The organism is Nitrosomonas oligotropha (genome assembly GCF_900106555.1).
GTDB classification, from domain to species: Bacteria; Pseudomonadota; Gammaproteobacteria; order Burkholderiales; family Nitrosomonadaceae; genus Nitrosomonas; species Nitrosomonas oligotropha_A.
Genome location: NZ_FNOE01000017.1, coordinates 53,736 through 69,299, shown reverse-complemented (window position 1 = coordinate 69,299; position 15,564 = coordinate 53,736). Strand labels below are relative to the sequence as shown.

Here is a 15,564-nt window from a genome sequence, read left to right as displayed (position 1 = left end):
GTTCCACGGCCAGAAATCGAGAAAACGTCTTCCACTGGCATAATAAATGCACCGTCGATTGCACGTTCCGGTTGTGGTATGTAACTATCCAACGCCGCCGCCAATTTCAATATGGAAGGTTCGCCGATATCGCTTTGATCACCTTCCAGTGCTTTCAGTGCCGAGCCAACAATGATCGGGGTGTCGTCACCTGGGAAGTCATATTTGGACAATAGTTCACGTATTTCCATTTCCACCAGCTCTATCAGCTCAGCGTCATCCACCATATCCGCTTTATTCATATAGACTATGATGTAAGGAACGCCCACTTGGCGCGCCAGCAGTATATGTTCACGCGTTTGCGGCATTGGGCCATCAGCAGCCGACACTACCAATATGGCTCCATCCATTTGTGCCGCGCCCGTGATCATGTTCTTCACATAATCCGCGTGCCCAGGACAGTCCACATGTGCGTAATGACGATTCTCTGTTTCGTATTCCACGTGAGCCGTATTAATGGTAATTCCACGCGCACGCTCTTCCGGCGCTGAGTCAATCTGATCGTAGCTCTTCGCTTCCCCGCCAAATTTCTTCGTCAATATCGTCGTAATTGCCGCTGTTAGCGTCGTCTTACCATGATCCACGTGTCCTATCGTACCAACATTTACGTGTGGCTTCGACCGCTCAAATTTACTCTTTGCCATGTTTTATTCCTTTACACTCTATACAATTCGATTACTTTTTATTGATTATCGCATCAGCTACATTCTTCGGAGCTTCTGAATAATGTTTAAATTCCATTGAGTAAGTTGCCCTACCTTGTGTGGCCGATCTTAAGGCTGTTGAATAACCAAACATTTCCGCTAATGGCACCTCGGCCCGAATCACCTTAAACCCAGGCACGTCTTCCATTCCTTGTATCATACCGCGCCTAGACGACAAATCTCCAACCACATTCCCCATAAAATCTTCTGGTGATTCAACTTCAACTGCCATCATTGGCTCCAACAACGCTGGATTGGCTTTGCGCATTCCATCTTTAAATGCTATCGATGCAGCCATCTTGAATGCATTTTCATTTGAATCTACATCGTGATACGAACCATCAAAAAGAGTAACCTTAACATCCACTACGGGATATCCTGCCAATACTCCACTTGGTAACGTTTCCAGCAAACCTTTTTCGACCGCTGGTATATATTCGCGTGGCACGGAACCGCCTTTGATCTCATCAACAAATTCGAAACCTTTACCCGCCTCATTCGGTTCCATTCTTAGCCATACGTGACCATACTGACCACGCCCGCCTGATTGCTTAACAAATTTCCCTTCAATCTCAACAGATTTTTTTATCGCCTCACGATACGCAACTTGAGGAGCACCAACATTAGCTTCCACTCCAAATTCCCGTTTCATTCGATCAACAATAATTTCTAGATGCAACTCACCCATTCCTGAAATGATGGTTTGACCGGATTCTTCATCGGTACGCACCCTGAAGGAGGGATCTTCTTGTGCCAATCGATTGAGCGCAATGCCCATTTTTTCCTGGTCCATTTTTGTTTTTGGCTCAACAGCGACATGAATTACAGGCTCAGGAAAATCCATTCTTTCCAATGTGATTACCTTTTGTGGATCACAAAGGGTATCTCCAGTTACCACATCTTTCAAACCCACAGCAGCAGCTATATCGCCCGCCCTTACTTCTTTTATCTCTTCACGCTGATTTGCGTGCATCTGCAATATCCTACCTATTCTTTCTTTTTTACCCTTAACCGGGTTATAGACAGTATCACCAGACACAACAACACCGGAATAAACTCTAAAGAAAATTAACTGCCCAACGTACGGATCGGTGGCAATTTTGAAAGCAAGCGCCGAGAATGGCTCATCATCATCAGCCTTACGTTTATCAGCTTCACCACTTTCGTTTTCGCCCTGTATCGCCAAGACATCGGTAGGTGACGGCATATAATCTATGACCGCATCCAGCATAGCTTGCACACCTTTATTTTTAAAGGCGGTCCCACACATCATCGGAACTATTTCATTATTGATAGTCCGTGCACGTAACCCAATTTTTATATCCGAGATCTCCAAGTCACCATTCTCAAGATACTTATTCATTAAGTCTTCATTTGCTTCGGCTGCCGATTCCAGCATTTTTTCACGCCAAACCTGAGCATCAGCCTTTAAATTTTCCGGTATATCACGCTCTTCAAATTTCATTCCGCGACTGTCATCGTCCCAGTAAATAGCTTTCATCTTTACCAAGTCGACAATACCCTCAAATTTATCTTCAGCTCCGATGGGCAATTGTATGGGCACCGGCACGGCTTTTAATCGCGCCTTAATCTGTTCATACACACGCATGAAATTCGCACCAGACCGATCCATTTTGTTTACAAAGGCAAGACGTGGCACTTTGTATTTATTCGCCTGTCTCCAAACTGTTTCTGTTTGCGGCTGCACTCCACCCACCGCACAAAAAACAGTACACGCACCATCCAGCACACGCAATGACCGTTCTACTTCAATCGTAAAATCCACGTGACCAGGTGTATCGATTATATTAACTCGATGCTCAGGATAGTTACCTGCCATTCCTTTCCAGAAACAGGTTGTAGCTGCTGATGTAATAGTAATACCTCTTTCCTGTTCTTGCTCCATCCAGTCCATCGTAGCTGCGCCATCATGTACCTCACCCAGCTTATGCGATACACCAGTGTAAAAAAGGACACGCTCGGTCGTCGTTGTCTTACCAGCGTCGATATGAGCCATAATGCCTATGTTTCTATAACGCTCTATTGGAGTTTTTCTTGCCACGGTTATTGCCTTACGATTAATTCAACTTACGGTTATGTTTGATGCTATAGAGAGTCAATTTATCAAAATCTAAAATGTGAGAATGCTTTATTTGATTCCGCCATTCTGTGCACTTCTTCTCGTTTTTTTACTGCACCGCCACGCCCCTCCGCTGCTTCGGTCAATTCACCCGCCAGCCTAGCATCCATTGACTTTTCACTTCTCTTTCTAGCCGCATCGCGGAGCCAACGCATCGCCAACGCATTCCGCCGAACCGAACGCACCTCAACTGGCACTTGGTAATTTGCGCCACCCACTCGACGGCTTTTAACCTCCACTACTGGACGAACATTAGTCAACGCCTGGGTAAAAACTTCCAAAGGATCATTCCCGGTTTTTTTGCCTATATGTTCTAGCGCCCCATAGATAATTCTTTCAGCAACAGACTTTTTACCACGCGTCATGAGAACATTGACAAATTTCGCCAATTCGACATTGTGGTATTTTGGATCAGGCAATATTTCACGCTTTGGAACTTCTCTACGTCTTGGCATTATGCAACCTCTACATTACGTAATTTTATTTTCTCTAGCAATTTGGATGGATGTCTAAATTAATTTTAAGCAGTCTTTGGCTTTTTAGAACCATATTTTGAACGACTCTGCTTGCGATCTTTAACACCTGCTGTATCCAGACTACCCCTGACCGTGTGATAACGAACACCCGGCAAATCTTTAACACGACCACCACGGATTAACACTACCGAGTGCTCTTGGAGATTATGCCCTTCACCGCCAATATAACTTGTAACCTCAAATCCATTAGTTAGCCTTACCCTAGCTACTTTCCGTAAAGCTGAATTTGGCTTTTTGGGCGTTGTGGTATACACCCTTGTACATACACCCCTTTTCTGCGGGCTGTTTTCGAGCGCAGGAACAGTACTTTTAACTTGCTTGGCAGCACGTGGCTTTCTAACTAACTGACTGATTGTCGGCATTTCTGTGTCCTAAAAAACTGGAATGGCTTTAAGCCATCCTTCATCTGTTTGCTTTAATTTCCCAATAACGAATATATTGGTAATTATTATTGACGATCTCCAACTAATCCAAAGATACGGCAAAAAAGAGAGCGGATTCTATTGGGTTTATTCATATATGTCAAGACGAAGATAGATCATCCAAGTAATACGCTTCCTGCCTTTGTAACATATCCCTGCTACTTTCTTTCAGCTTAGAATCCTAACCTTGTTTCCCAAACTGGGAAATTAAATTTTCCAGTATCAATTAATCCCTGAAATTTTGAAATTGCAATGGAAAATTATCAATCGTTTTTTTTACCATCTGAATTGCTTCTTGCAGCATATCTTTTTTAGCGCCGGTTACACGAACGACATCGCCTTGAATGCTAGCTTGCACTTTGAGCTTGCCATCCTTAATGTGCTTAATAATTTTCTTTGCCAGCTCAGTTTCAAGTCCTGTTTTAACCGTTACTACCTGCTTAACTTTATTCCCGCTAATTTTTTCAACCTGATCTTTCTCTAAACATCGCACATCCACGTTCCGCTTGGTTAGCCGGGTTCTGAGAATATCCAATATTTGTTCCAGTTTAAATTCGTCGTCTGCGAATACCGTCAGCTGATAATCTGTCTGCTCCACTCTGGCATCCGAACCTTTAAAATCAAACCGGGTAGTGACTTCCTTGTTCACCTGATCAACAGCATTCCTGACTTCCTGCTTATCAACTTCCGAAACGATATCAAATGATGGCATTATCTCTCTCTGCGCAGAAACAATTACGCTCTACTCGCTTTCTATGAATTCATTATTCCAAGTAAACCAGTAATATTCCTGACATTAGGGTTTGAAGAAATTATTTTTGATGATTCTTTCCTGCGTTAGCCGCAATGCGCATTCTTAAGGCATTCAGTTTGATAAACCCTGCCGCATCCCCTTGATTATAAGCACCCGCATCTTCTTCAAACGTTGCGATAGTGGGATCAAACAAGGAGTCGGTTTGCGAGTCTCTACCGGCCACAATAACATTTCCTTTATACAACTTCAGCCTCACCCAGCCATTTACTTTTTCCTGGCTCGCATCGATCATGGTTTGCAACATTTGGCGCTCAGGGCTCCACCAGTAACCGTTGTATATCAGAGCCGCATAACGTGGCATTAAATCATCTTTCAGATGCGCCACTTCCCGGTCGAGTGTAATCGACTCTATAGCTCGATGCGCTCGCAACAAAATGGTCCCGCCTGGGGTTTCATAACAGCCACGTGACTTCATGCCCACATAGCGATTCTCCACCAAATCCAACCGGCCTATGCCATGTTTCCCGCCTAACTGATTAAGCTTTTCCAATACGCTCGCTGGCGATAATGCAGCACCGTTAAGTGCCACCACATCACCCCATTTAAACTCGATATCTAGATATTCTGGCTCATCCGGTGCTTTTTCCGGCGAAACGCTCCAGCGCCACATAGACTCTTCCGGTTCCGCGGCAGGATCTTCCAGAATTCTGCCTTCGTAAGAGATATGCAACAGATTGGCATCCATACTGTAAGGCGATCCCACCTTTTTCTTCATTTCGACTGGTATGCCATGCTGCTCGGCATACTGCAATAGCGTCTCCCGCGAGGTTAAATCCCATTCGCGCCACGGTGCGATCACATGAATATCCGGTTGTAATGCATAATAACCCAGCTCAAAACGCACTTGATCGTTACCTTTGCCGGTGGCACCATGCGACACGGCATCGGCGCCGGTTTCTCTCGCGATCTCAATCTGTCTTTTGGCAATCAACGGACGCGCAATGCTGGTACCCAGCAAATACTCCCCTTCGTAAATTGTATTGGCACGGAACATGGGAAATACAAAATCGCGGACAAATTCTTCACGCAAGTCATCGATATAAATTTCCTTAACACCCAGCTGCTTTGCCTTTGCACGCGCCGGCTCTACTTCCTCTCCCTGACCGATGTCCGCTGTAAAAGTTACGACTTCACACTGATAGGTATCTTGCAACCATTTCAAAATGACGGATGTATCCAGTCCCCCGGAAAATGCCAAAACCACTTTATTAATCTTTTTCATTATTCTCAGTACGTTCGTTTATCTAGCGCTGTGATCCGTTAATGCGCAACCCATGAATCCCAATTGCAAATTTATTTTGCAGTATCTATTTTACCCAGCAGCAAATACTCCATCAGTGCCTTTTGGGTATGCAGCCGGTTTTCCGCTTCGTCCCATACCACGGATTGCGGTCCATCCAGCACTCCCGCGCTAACTTCCTCACCCCGGTGAGCTGGCAGACAATGCATAAATAATGCATCCGGTTTTGCCAATGCCATCATCTCCTCGTCCACGCAAAACTCGGCAAAATCATTCTTTCTTTGCTCCGTTTCCGATTCAAACCCCATACTGGTCCACACATCCGTCGTGACCAGATCCACTCCCTGCACCGCCTTATGGGGACTGACAAATTTCTCAAAATGCGCAGTACCATTGAGCCCTATCCGCTCAGGATCAACATCGTAACCGGGTGGCGTGGAAACATGCACTTTAAAGTTAAAAATCTCGGCCGCCTGCAGCCAGGTACTGCACATATTATTGGAGTCACCGATCCATGCCACCGTTTTACCTTCTATACTGCCTCTGTATTCCGTGTACGTGAAAATATCGCTCATGATCTGGCACGGATGATATTCATCGGTTAAACCATTGATTACCGGTACTCTGGAATACTCTGCAAAGCGCCTGACAAGGTCATGCTGATAGGTTCGGATCATAATCAGATCGACCATGCGGGAAATCACCCGCGCCGCGTCTTCCACCGGCTCCCCCCGCCCCAATTGCGTATCCCGCGTTGACAGATAAATGGCCGCACCGCCCAATTGATGCATACCGGCTTCAAATGACAAGCGTGTACGGGTTGAATTCTTGTCAAAGATCATCGCCAATGTGCGATCGGCCAACGGCCAGTATTGCCGGTATTGTTTGAATTCCTGCTTTATCCAGCGCGCGCGCGCAAATAAATACTCATATTCATCGCGGCTAAAATCTTTGAATTGCAAAAAATGCTTTAATTGCATAACGCGATAAACAACCAATCAGTAATGCATTGCTCTGCAATCTGCTTAGTTATTCAAAAACTCCTTTATCAACAGACAAGTAATATCAATCACTTGCTCAGCTTCATGTTGCTGCATCACAAATGCTGGCAGCAAGCGAATCACTTTATCCGATGTTACATTGATTAATAATCTCTTCTCCAGCGCTTTCCTCACTAATTCAACGCAAGGCACGGAAAGTTCGACACCGACGATTAAACCCTGACCTCTGACCTGCACAACACCCGGAACATCGGCCAGTTGATTCCGAAACCGGTTGCGCATGAAATCACCTAATTTTGTCGCATGCTCCAGCAGACCTTCATCGTCAATTACTTTGAGCGTTTCAATCGCCGCCGCGCAGGCCAACGGATTACCACCAAAGGTAGAGGCATGATTACCCGGTTTGAACACTTCGGCAGCAGTGCCTTTGGCTAGACAAGCGCCAATCGCCACGCCCCCGCCCAATCCTTTCGCCAGCGTAACAACATCCGGCATGATATCGCTGTGCTGAAACGCAAACCATTTACCGCTGCGCCCGATTCCCGATTGCACCTCATCGAGCATCAGCAGCCAGCCATTCTGGGTGCACAGATTGCGTAATCCTTGCAAATAATGCGCCTCGGGAATATTTACCCCGCCCTCACCCTGAAACGGCTCCACCAGTACCGCCACAACATCTTTATTATTGGCGGCCACTTGCGCTATCGCTTCCAAATTATTATAAGGAGCGCGCACAAAACCGGATAACAGCGGTTCAAAACCGGCTTGCACCTTGCGGTTTCCACTGGCTGTCAGCGTTGCCATGGTACGGCCATGAAATGACCGTTCCATGACTACGATCGTGGGCAGCGATATCCCTTTGTTATGTCCATACAGCCGGGCCAGTTTAATGGCGGCTTCGTTCGCTTCCGCACCGGAATTGCAGAAAAACGCATTATCCATTCCAGATAATTCCGTTAGACGTTCAGCCAGGCGTTCTTGCTTTTCAATGTGAAAAAGATTAGAGGTATGGATCAGCGTCCCGGCTTGTTCACAGATCGCCCGGGTTAACCTCGGATGGCAATGACCCAGCCCGCACACCGCCACACCGGCCAATGCATCCAGATACCGCTCACCACGATCGTCCCATAACCAGACCCCTTCGCCTTTAACAAAGGTAACAGGCAACCGTGAGTATGTATTCATCAAATTAGACACTGCATCACACTCGCATTTGTATTTTAAACGAAAAATTCAATTCAGCGCTCCACCCGGTACGGTAAGGAAAATTTGAAAAAGTTGTTATGGTTACCTATTTAGTCTGCTTTTTCAAGCTTTTTTCTTTGCAGATCTGCTCATTTATGGCAATTTTTATGTCGGGGGCATAGCAAAGTTAGTCGAGAAACGATAGCAGCATGTTAGAATGGCTCGATTAACAAATTTCTTATAGCCAGTTTCAACTAAGATACATTTCTGCATCATAACCCGTTGTTTCTCACAAAATCATAAGATATGAATCAGTTTGCCAAGGAAACTCTGCCCATCAGTCTTGAAGAAGAAATGCGGCGTTCCTATCTTGATTACGCGATGAGCGTCATCGTGGGGCGCGCGCTGCCAGATGTTCGTGATGGCTTGAAACCGGTGCACCGGCGCGTATTATTCGCCATGCATGAGCTGTCCAACGACTGGAACAGGCCTTACAAAAAGTCCGCACGTATCGTCGGTGACGTTATCGGTAAATACCATCCGCATGGCGACACCGCCGTCTATGACACCATCGTCCGCATGGCGCAGGACTTCTCCTTGCGTTATATGCTGGTCGACGGACAAGGCAACTTCGGCTCGGTCGATGGCGACAATGCCGCGGCGATGCGTTACACCGAAATCCGCATGTCACGCATTGCGCATGAATTATTGGTCGATCTCGACAAGGAAACGGTGGATTTCGGTCCCAACTACGACGATTCCGAAAAAGAACCGCTGATTCTGCCCGCCAAGATACCTAATTTGCTGATCAACGGCTCCTCGGGTATCGCCGTCGGCATGGCGACCAACATCCCGCCGCATAATCTGAATGAAGTTGTGGAAGCTTGCCTTGCCTTGCTCAAAAACCAGGATATCACCATCGATGAGCTGATCGATATTATTCCGGCACCGGATTTTCCTACCGCCGGCATCATTTATGGTGTCACCGGGGTACGGGATGGCTATCGCACCGGCCGTGGTCGCGTGGTGATGCGTGCACGCACGCATTTTGAAGATCTGGAAAAAGGCAGCCGCCAATGCATCATTATCGATGAATTGCCTTACCAGGTTAACAAAGCCAATTTACTGATACGTATCGGCGAACTGGTACGCGACAAGAAAATCGAAGGCATTTCCGACTTGCGCGACGAATCCGACAAATCCGGCATGCGTGTCGTCATCGAACTGAAGCGCGGTGAAGTGCCCGAAGTTATTCTGAACAATCTGTACAAAGAAACACAAATGCAGGATACGTTCGGCATGAACATGGTGGCCTTGCTGGATGGCCAACCACGCTTGCTGAATTTGAAGCAGATCCTCGATGCATTCCTGCGCCATCGCCGCGAAGTCGTCACGCGCCGCACGGTATTTGAACTGAAAAAAGCGCGCGAACGCGGTCACTTACTGGAAGGCTTGGCAGTGGCGTTATCCAATGTCGATGAAATCACCGCGTTGATTAAAGCAGCACCAACGCCCGCTGACGCCAAGGAAGGCTTGATGGCGAGAACCTGGCATTCCAAATTGGTCGAAGAAATGCTGACGCGCGCCATGGCTGACGCCAATGCGCTGCGTCCGGAAGGATTGGACAATATGTTCGGTTTGCAAGCGCAGGGTTACCGGCTTTCCGATGCGCAAGCGCAAGCTATTCTGGAACTGCGTTTGCAGCGCTTAACCGGTCTGGAACAGGAAAAGATCGTCGATGAGTACAAGGAAGTCATCGATAAAATCATTGATTTTCTGGATATTCTGGCCAATCCGGAGCGCATCACCAGCATCATCACCGAAGAACTGGATGCGATCAAACAGCAATTCGGCGACAAACGCCGCAGTGAAATCGTCATCAATACACAGGACCTCAGCGTCGAAGATTTGATCACACCGGCCGACATGGTAGTTACCCTATCGCACAGCGGTTATATCAAATCCCAGCTACTCGACGACTATCGCGCGCAAAAACGCGGCGGACGAGGCAAACTGGCGACGAGCACCAAGGAAGATGATTTCATCGACAAACTGTTCATCGCCAATACGCATGACTATATTTTATGCTTCTCAAGCCTTGGACGCGTGTATTGGATCAAGGTCTACGAAGTGCCGCAAGGCGGACGTCAATCGCGCGGTAAGCCGATCATCAACTGGTTGCAGCTGGAAGAAGGTGAAAAAATCAACGCCATTCTGCCGGTTAAAACCTTTGATGAAAACCGCTTTGTTTTTATGGCAACATCGTTTGGCACCGTCAAGAAAACGCCGTTATCGGAATTTTCCCGTCCGCGCAACAATGGAATCATCGCCATCGGACTGGACGAAGGTGACTTTCTGATCGGTGTTGAACTGACCGAAGGTAAACATGATGTCATGTTGTTCTCGGATAATGGCAAAGCCATGCGCTTCAGCGAAAACGACGTGCGTCCGATGGGCCGCACCGCGCGCGGTGTGCGCGGCATGAAACTGGGTTCCGGACACAAAGTCATCTCGATGCTGGTGGCCGAAAATGAAGAACTTGCGGTGTTAACAGCAACGGAAAACGGTTTCGGCAAACGCACGCCAATCAGCGAATACACCCGCCACAACCGCGGCACGCAAGGCATGATCGCAATCATCACCAGCGCGCGCAACGGTAAGGTGGTCACCGCAAAACTGGTAAAACCGGACGATGAAATCATGCTGATCACTTCCGGCGGCGTCATGATCCGTACGCGCGTCAACGAAGTGCGCGAAATGAGCCGCGCCACGCAAGGCGTTACCTTGATCAATCTGGATCCGGGCGAAAAACTGGCCGGTCTGGAACGGGTGGTCGAAAGCGAGGACAGCGATGGAGATGGTGAATAGCCAATAACCCACTTACCGGAAAAAACGCCATGGATCAGATCTACAATTTCAGCGCAGGACCCGCAGTCCTCCCCAAGGAAGTATTGCAACAGGCGCGCGATGAAATGCTCGATTGGCACGGCAGCGGCATGTCAGTGATGGAAATGAGTCATCGTGGCAAGGAGTTCATGTCGATTGCGGAAAAAACCGAGAATGATCTGCGTGAACTGGCGAACATTCCACGCAACTATAAAGTGCTGTTTCTGCAAGGCGGCGCCTCCAGCCAATTTTCCATGGTACCGATGAACCTTTTGCGCGGCAAAACAACCGCGGACTATATCAATACCGGCCAGTGGTCGGCGAAAGCCATCGAAGAAGCCAACCGCTATTGCACGGTCAACGTCGCTGCTTCATCGGAAAATGCCCATTTCACGTACATCCCGCCACTGGAACAATGGCGTCTAAATCCCGATGCAGCGTATGTGCATTACACCAGCAACGAAACCATCGGCGGCGTCGAGTTTCACTGGGTACCGGAAACGGATGTCCCATTGGTCGTCGATATGTCATCCGATATCTTGTCACGTCCGCTGGACGTAACGCGCTACGGCTTGATTTATGCCGGTGCGCAAAAAAACCTCGGCCCCGCCGGACTGACATTGGTCATCGTGCGCGAAGATTTATTGGGCCAGCCGCTGCCCGGCACACCGACGCTGTACGATTATCAGATTCACGCCAAGAATGACTCGATGTACAACACCCCGCCCACTTACGCCATGTACATTACCGGTCTGGTATTCGCCTGGTTAAAAAAACAGGGCGGGCTGGCGGCGATGGAAAAAATCAACATCGCCAAAGCCAAATTGCTGTATGACTTGCTCAACAGCACTGATTTTTATCACTGCCCGGTGGCGATAGCTGACCGGTCGCTTATGAATGTGCCGTTCACGTTGAAAGATTCCGCGCTGGACGGTGAATTTCTCAAACAAGCGCAACACAACGGTCTATTGCAGCTGAAGGGGCATCGCTCGGTCGGCGGCATGCGGGCATCGATTTACAATGCCATGCCGGTCGAAGGTGTCGCGACGCTTGCCGCTTTCATGAAGGAGTTTGCCAGCCGCCATGCCTGAACAACAACTCTTTAAAATTCTGACACTCAATTCGATTTCTTCGCACGGACTCAACCGTTTTCCCGCGGAGCGTTATCAGACCGGTCATGATATCGAGCAACCGGATGCCATCTTGGTACGCTCGCATAACATGCTGAATAGCGTCATCCCGGAAAGCGTGAAAGCGATCGGACGCGCCGGAGCGGGTACCAACAATATCCCGGTCGACGCGATGAATGCGCGCGGTGTGCCAGTTTTCAATACACCCGGCGCTAACGCCAATGCCGTCAAGGAATTGGTGCTGGCCAGCTTGTTCCTAGCGGCGCGTAATCTGGTACCGGCATTGCAATTCGCCGGCAGCCTGCAGGGTGACGATGCCGCGCTCAACAAGCAAGCCGAAGACGGCAAAAAACGTTTCTCCGGTATCGAATTGCCGGGACGCACGCTGGGCGTGATCGGCTTGGGCGAAATCGGCCGCCTGGTTGCCAATTCGGCTATCAGGCTGGGTATGAAAGTCATCGGTTTCGACCCGAAAATCACCGTCGAATCGGCCTGGAGCTTGTCGGCGGAAGTCAAGAAAGCCAACAGCCTGGAAGATTTACTGCGCCACAGCGAATTCATCAGCGTGCATGTGCCGCTGCTCGATTCGACGCGGCATTTGATCAATAACGCTAGCATACAATTGATGAAGCATCATGCAATTGTGCTGAATTTCTCGCGTGGCGCGATCGTCGATGAAGATGCGATCCTGCAAGCCATCGCCGCCAACAAAATCAAAACTTACGTTAGTGATTTCCCCAGCGAGAAACTGCAACACCAAAAAAATGTGATTACCTTGCCGCACCTCGGCGCATCGACTACCGAGGCAGAAGACAATTGCGCCGTGATGGTGGTGGATCAATTGATCGATTACCTGGAAAACGGCAATATCACCAACACCGTCAACTTTCCGGATACGCAGATGGAACGCGAAGTGCCTTACCGCGTCGCGGTCGCCAACGCCAACGTGCCGAATATTCTGGGACAGATTTCGACCAGCATGGCGCAGGCCGGACTGAATATTCATACCATGATCAATAAATCGCGCGGTGGCATGGCTTATACGCTGGTCGACACCGACAGTCCGGTCCCGCCGCATGTTTTGCATGAGATTGCATCGATCAGCGGCGTGCTAATGGCGCGTTATCTGCATCTTCCCGGATAAACACCAAGCACTACCGAATCGCCCAATGTTCAATGATTAACTAACCATGTCCGAAGAACTCAAACAACTCCGCGATCAAATCGACGCCATCGACAACGAATTGCTGCAATTGGTCAGCAAGCGCGCCGGATTGGCGCAGCAAGTCGGCAAAATCAAGAAAAGTGGCATTGTCTATCGCCCCGAACGCGAAGCGCAAATATTAGCGCGCATGCAGGAACAGAATCCCGGGCCGGTCAGCAACGAGCACATTAAACAATTATTCACCGAGATCATGTCGCTATGCCGCGCACTGGAAAAACCCATGAATGTGGCGTATCTCGGTCCTAACGGCACCTTCTCCGAAGAAGCGGCGCTGAAACGTTTCGGCAGCGCCATCACCGGAATGGCATGTGATTCGATCGACGACGTGTTCCGCATGGTGGAATCGGATGCAGCGAATTATGGCGTGGTGCCGGTGGAAAACTCTTCCGAAGGCGCGATCGGCAGAACGATGGATTTACTGCTGCAAACGCCGCTCACCATCTGCGGTGAAATTCAGTTACCGGTGCATCAGTTTCTGATGGCGCAGCAAACCGATCTGGCGCACATCAGCAAAATTTACTCGCACCCGCAATCGCTGGCACAGTGCCACCATTGGTTGAAAACCAATTTGCCGCATCTGCCCGATTCCGCGCTGATCAACGCCGCCAGCAATGCCGATGCAGCCCGGCAAGCCGCCGCTGACAAACAGGCCGCGGCGATCGCCAGCCATAGAGCCGCCGAATTGTTCGGGCTCTCCATCTGCGCGGAAAACATCGAGGACGATCCGAGAAATACCACGCGTTTTCTGGTGATCGGCAAACAAACCGTAGCGCCTTCTGGAAAAGACAAGACCTCACTGGTCATGACGACCAATAATCGTTCCGGCGCGATCTATACCTTGCTCGAACCGCTGGCGCAGCATGGCGTCAGCATGAGCCGCCTGGAATCGCGCCCATCGCGTACCGGTCTGTGGCAGTATGTTTTCTTTGTTGATCTTGAAGGACACCAGCAAAACGATAACGTCGCCGCGGCAATGACAGAGTTGCGTGACAAAGCCGCTTTCTTGAAAATCCTGGGATCATATCCGGCCGCCTGACGGCTCACCACTGCTAAATAGCCGCATTATTCAATTCACACCATTTTCTCTATTCTTTTTTATTCATTAACACATTTAATCTTATGAATCTTTGCGATTTTGCTCCGGAATATATCCGCTCGATCCAACCCTACCAGCCCGGCAAACCGATTTCCGAACTGGCACGCGAAATCGGACTGGATGAGTCCTACATCATCAAACTGGCGTCCAATGAAAATCCGCTCGGAACCAGCCCGCTCGCACTCGACGCGATGATCAATACACTGCATGACATCGCGTTGTACCCGGACGGCAGCGGTTACGAATTGAAAGCCGCGCTATCGAAACGCTATGGTGTTGATCCGGCGCAGATCATTCTGGGCAACGGCTCCAACGACGTACTGGATCTGGCCGCACGCGTATTTCTCAAACCGGGTGCCGCCGCAGTGTATTCACAGCATGCCTTTGCGGTGTATCCGCTGGTAGTGCAAATGATCGGCGCCAACGGCATTGCGGTTCCCGCCCGCGACTACGGGCACGATTTGCCCGCGATGCTGGACGCCATCACGCCGGAAACACGCATCGTCTTTATCGCCAGCCCCAACAACCCGACCGGCACCTTATCGGGCGAAGACGAATTGTTCCGTTTCATGGAACGGGTATCGCGTGATGTGCTGGTCGTCATGGACGAAGCGTATTACGAATACCTGCCCGAAGCCAACAAACCGGACAGTATCAAATGGCTGAAGCAATTCTCCAATCTGCTGATCACGCGTACTTTTTCCAAAGTTTACGGTCTTGCGGGCGTGCGTGTCGGATTCGGCTTGACGCATCCGGACGTGGCCAACCTGATGAACCGCGTGCGCCAGCCGTTCAATGTCAGCAGCATTGGCCTGGCCGGTGCACTGGCCGCGCTGCAAGATGCCGAGTTTGTGCAGAAATCGTATGCCTTGAACCGCGCAGGCATGCTGCAACTGACCGACGGCTTCCGCAAAATGGGCGTGGAATACATTCCGTCGTACGGCAACTTCATCAGTTTCCGTGTCAAAGGCGATGCCGCCAACACCCCGAAAGTGTATCAAAGCTTGTTGCGTCAAGGTGTCATTGTGCGTCCGTTGGGAATCTACGAAATGCCGAACCACCTCCGCGTAACCGTCGGACTCGAATCGCAAAACAAACGATTCCTGGAATCGCTGGAGCAAGCCTTAAGCGAATTGAATTAATTAC

At 49.3% G+C, this 15,564-nt stretch carries 13 protein-coding genes; 5 read left to right on the top strand and 8 right to left on the bottom strand.

Features of this window, described 5'->3' with window-relative positions; all coding sequences use genetic code 11:
• From BLU57_RS10235 to BLU57_RS10200, 8 genes are all read right to left on the bottom strand, one after another.
• A partial coding sequence (locus BLU57_RS10235) for a GTP-binding protein (protein ID WP_143026929.1) occupies positions 1–683 on the bottom strand: 683 nt, incomplete at its 3' end.
• Between the two features lie 31 nt (positions 684–714).
• Positions 715–2,805, bottom strand: a complete 2,091-nt coding sequence (fusA, locus tag BLU57_RS10230) for an elongation factor G (RefSeq protein WP_090320201.1) — start codon at positions 2,803–2,805, stop codon at positions 715–717.
• A gap of 62 nt (positions 2,806–2,867) precedes the next feature.
• Positions 2,868–3,338, bottom strand: coding sequence for a 30S ribosomal protein S7 (rpsG, locus tag BLU57_RS10225; RefSeq protein ID WP_090320199.1), 471 nt, complete (start codon positions 3,336–3,338; stop codon positions 2,868–2,870).
• A gap of 65 nt (positions 3,339–3,403) precedes the next feature.
• Positions 3,404–3,781, bottom strand: coding sequence for a 30S ribosomal protein S12 (gene rpsL, locus BLU57_RS10220; RefSeq protein WP_090320171.1), 378 nt, complete (start codon positions 3,779–3,781; stop codon positions 3,404–3,406).
• Between the two features lie 286 nt (positions 3,782–4,067).
• The gene (locus BLU57_RS10215) at positions 4,068–4,553 is read right to left on the bottom strand and encodes a YajQ family cyclic di-GMP-binding protein (protein WP_090320168.1); all 486 of its coding nucleotides are present in this window, start codon (positions 4,551–4,553) and stop codon (positions 4,068–4,070) included.
• 100 nt (positions 4,554–4,653) lie between these two features.
• Positions 4,654–5,877, bottom strand: coding sequence for an argininosuccinate synthase (locus BLU57_RS10210; RefSeq protein ID WP_090320165.1), 1,224 nt, complete (start codon positions 5,875–5,877; stop codon positions 4,654–4,656).
• A gap of 71 nt (positions 5,878–5,948) precedes the next feature.
• Positions 5,949–6,875: an ornithine carbamoyltransferase gene (gene argF / locus BLU57_RS10205; protein WP_090320162.1), complete on the bottom strand. Its 927-nt coding sequence runs from the start codon at positions 6,873–6,875 to the stop codon at positions 5,949–5,951.
• A gap of 45 nt (positions 6,876–6,920) precedes the next feature.
• Complete coding sequence (locus BLU57_RS10200) at positions 6,921–8,081, bottom strand: aspartate aminotransferase family protein (RefSeq protein ID WP_090320159.1); 1,161 nt, start codon at positions 8,079–8,081, stop codon at positions 6,921–6,923.
• A 306-nt stretch (positions 8,082–8,387) separates the two neighbouring features.
• Here BLU57_RS10200 and gyrA point away from each other — a divergent pair, with 306 nt between their 5' ends.
• From gyrA to hisC, 5 genes are all read left to right on the top strand, one after another.
• Positions 8,388–10,949, top strand: coding sequence for a DNA gyrase subunit A (gene gyrA, locus BLU57_RS10195; RefSeq protein WP_090320156.1), 2,562 nt, complete (start codon positions 8,388–8,390; stop codon positions 10,947–10,949).
• 29 nt (positions 10,950–10,978) lie between these two features.
• A complete protein-coding gene (gene serC / locus BLU57_RS10190; RefSeq protein ID WP_090320153.1) occupies positions 10,979–12,058 on the top strand; it encodes a 3-phosphoserine/phosphohydroxythreonine transaminase in 1,080 nt (359 codons plus the stop codon).
• Complete coding sequence (locus tag BLU57_RS10185; RefSeq protein ID WP_090320149.1) at positions 12,051–13,241, top strand: 3-phosphoglycerate dehydrogenase family protein; 1,191 nt, start codon at positions 12,051–12,053, stop codon at positions 13,239–13,241. Before serC ends, BLU57_RS10185 begins: the two co-directional genes overlap by 8 nt.
• Positions 13,242–13,287: 46 nt before the next feature.
• Positions 13,288–14,358, top strand: a complete 1,071-nt coding sequence (gene pheA, locus BLU57_RS10180; protein WP_090320145.1) for a prephenate dehydratase — start codon at positions 13,288–13,290, stop codon at positions 14,356–14,358.
• An 83-nt stretch (positions 14,359–14,441) separates the two neighbouring features.
• Positions 14,442–15,560, top strand: a complete 1,119-nt coding sequence (gene hisC, locus BLU57_RS10175; protein WP_090320142.1) for a histidinol-phosphate transaminase — start codon at positions 14,442–14,444, stop codon at positions 15,558–15,560.
• Positions 15,561–15,564: the final 4 nt, after the last annotated feature.

What these genes read in the sequence shown, in the direction of transcription:
- BLU57_RS10200 (WP_090320159.1), bottom strand. Translation starts at nt 8,081, where the DNA reads ATGAATACATACTCACGGTTGCCTGTTACCTTTGTTAAAGGCGAAGGG.
- rpsL (WP_090320171.1), bottom strand. Translation starts at nt 3,781, where the DNA reads ATGCCGACAATCAGTCAGTTAGTTAGAAAGCCACGTGCTGCCAAGCAA.
- BLU57_RS10215 (WP_090320168.1), bottom strand. Translation starts at nt 4,553, where the DNA reads ATGCCATCATTTGATATCGTTTCGGAAGTTGATAAGCAGGAAGTCAGG.
- BLU57_RS10185 (WP_090320149.1), top strand. Translation starts at nt 12,051, where the DNA reads ATGCCTGAACAACAACTCTTTAAAATTCTGACACTCAATTCGATTTCT.
- pheA (WP_090320145.1), top strand. Translation starts at nt 13,288, where the DNA reads ATGTCCGAAGAACTCAAACAACTCCGCGATCAAATCGACGCCATCGAC.
- rpsG (WP_090320199.1), bottom strand. Translation starts at nt 3,338, where the DNA reads ATGCCAAGACGTAGAGAAGTTCCAAAGCGTGAAATATTGCCTGATCCA.
- gyrA (WP_090320156.1), top strand. Translation starts at nt 8,388, where the DNA reads ATGAATCAGTTTGCCAAGGAAACTCTGCCCATCAGTCTTGAAGAAGAA.
- serC (WP_090320153.1), top strand. Translation starts at nt 10,979, where the DNA reads ATGGATCAGATCTACAATTTCAGCGCAGGACCCGCAGTCCTCCCCAAG.
- hisC (WP_090320142.1), top strand. Translation starts at nt 14,442, where the DNA reads ATGAATCTTTGCGATTTTGCTCCGGAATATATCCGCTCGATCCAACCC.
- BLU57_RS10210 (WP_090320165.1), bottom strand. Translation starts at nt 5,877, where the DNA reads ATGAAAAAGATTAATAAAGTGGTTTTGGCATTTTCCGGGGGACTGGAT.
- argF (WP_090320162.1), bottom strand. Translation starts at nt 6,875, where the DNA reads ATGCAATTAAAGCATTTTTTGCAATTCAAAGATTTTAGCCGCGATGAA.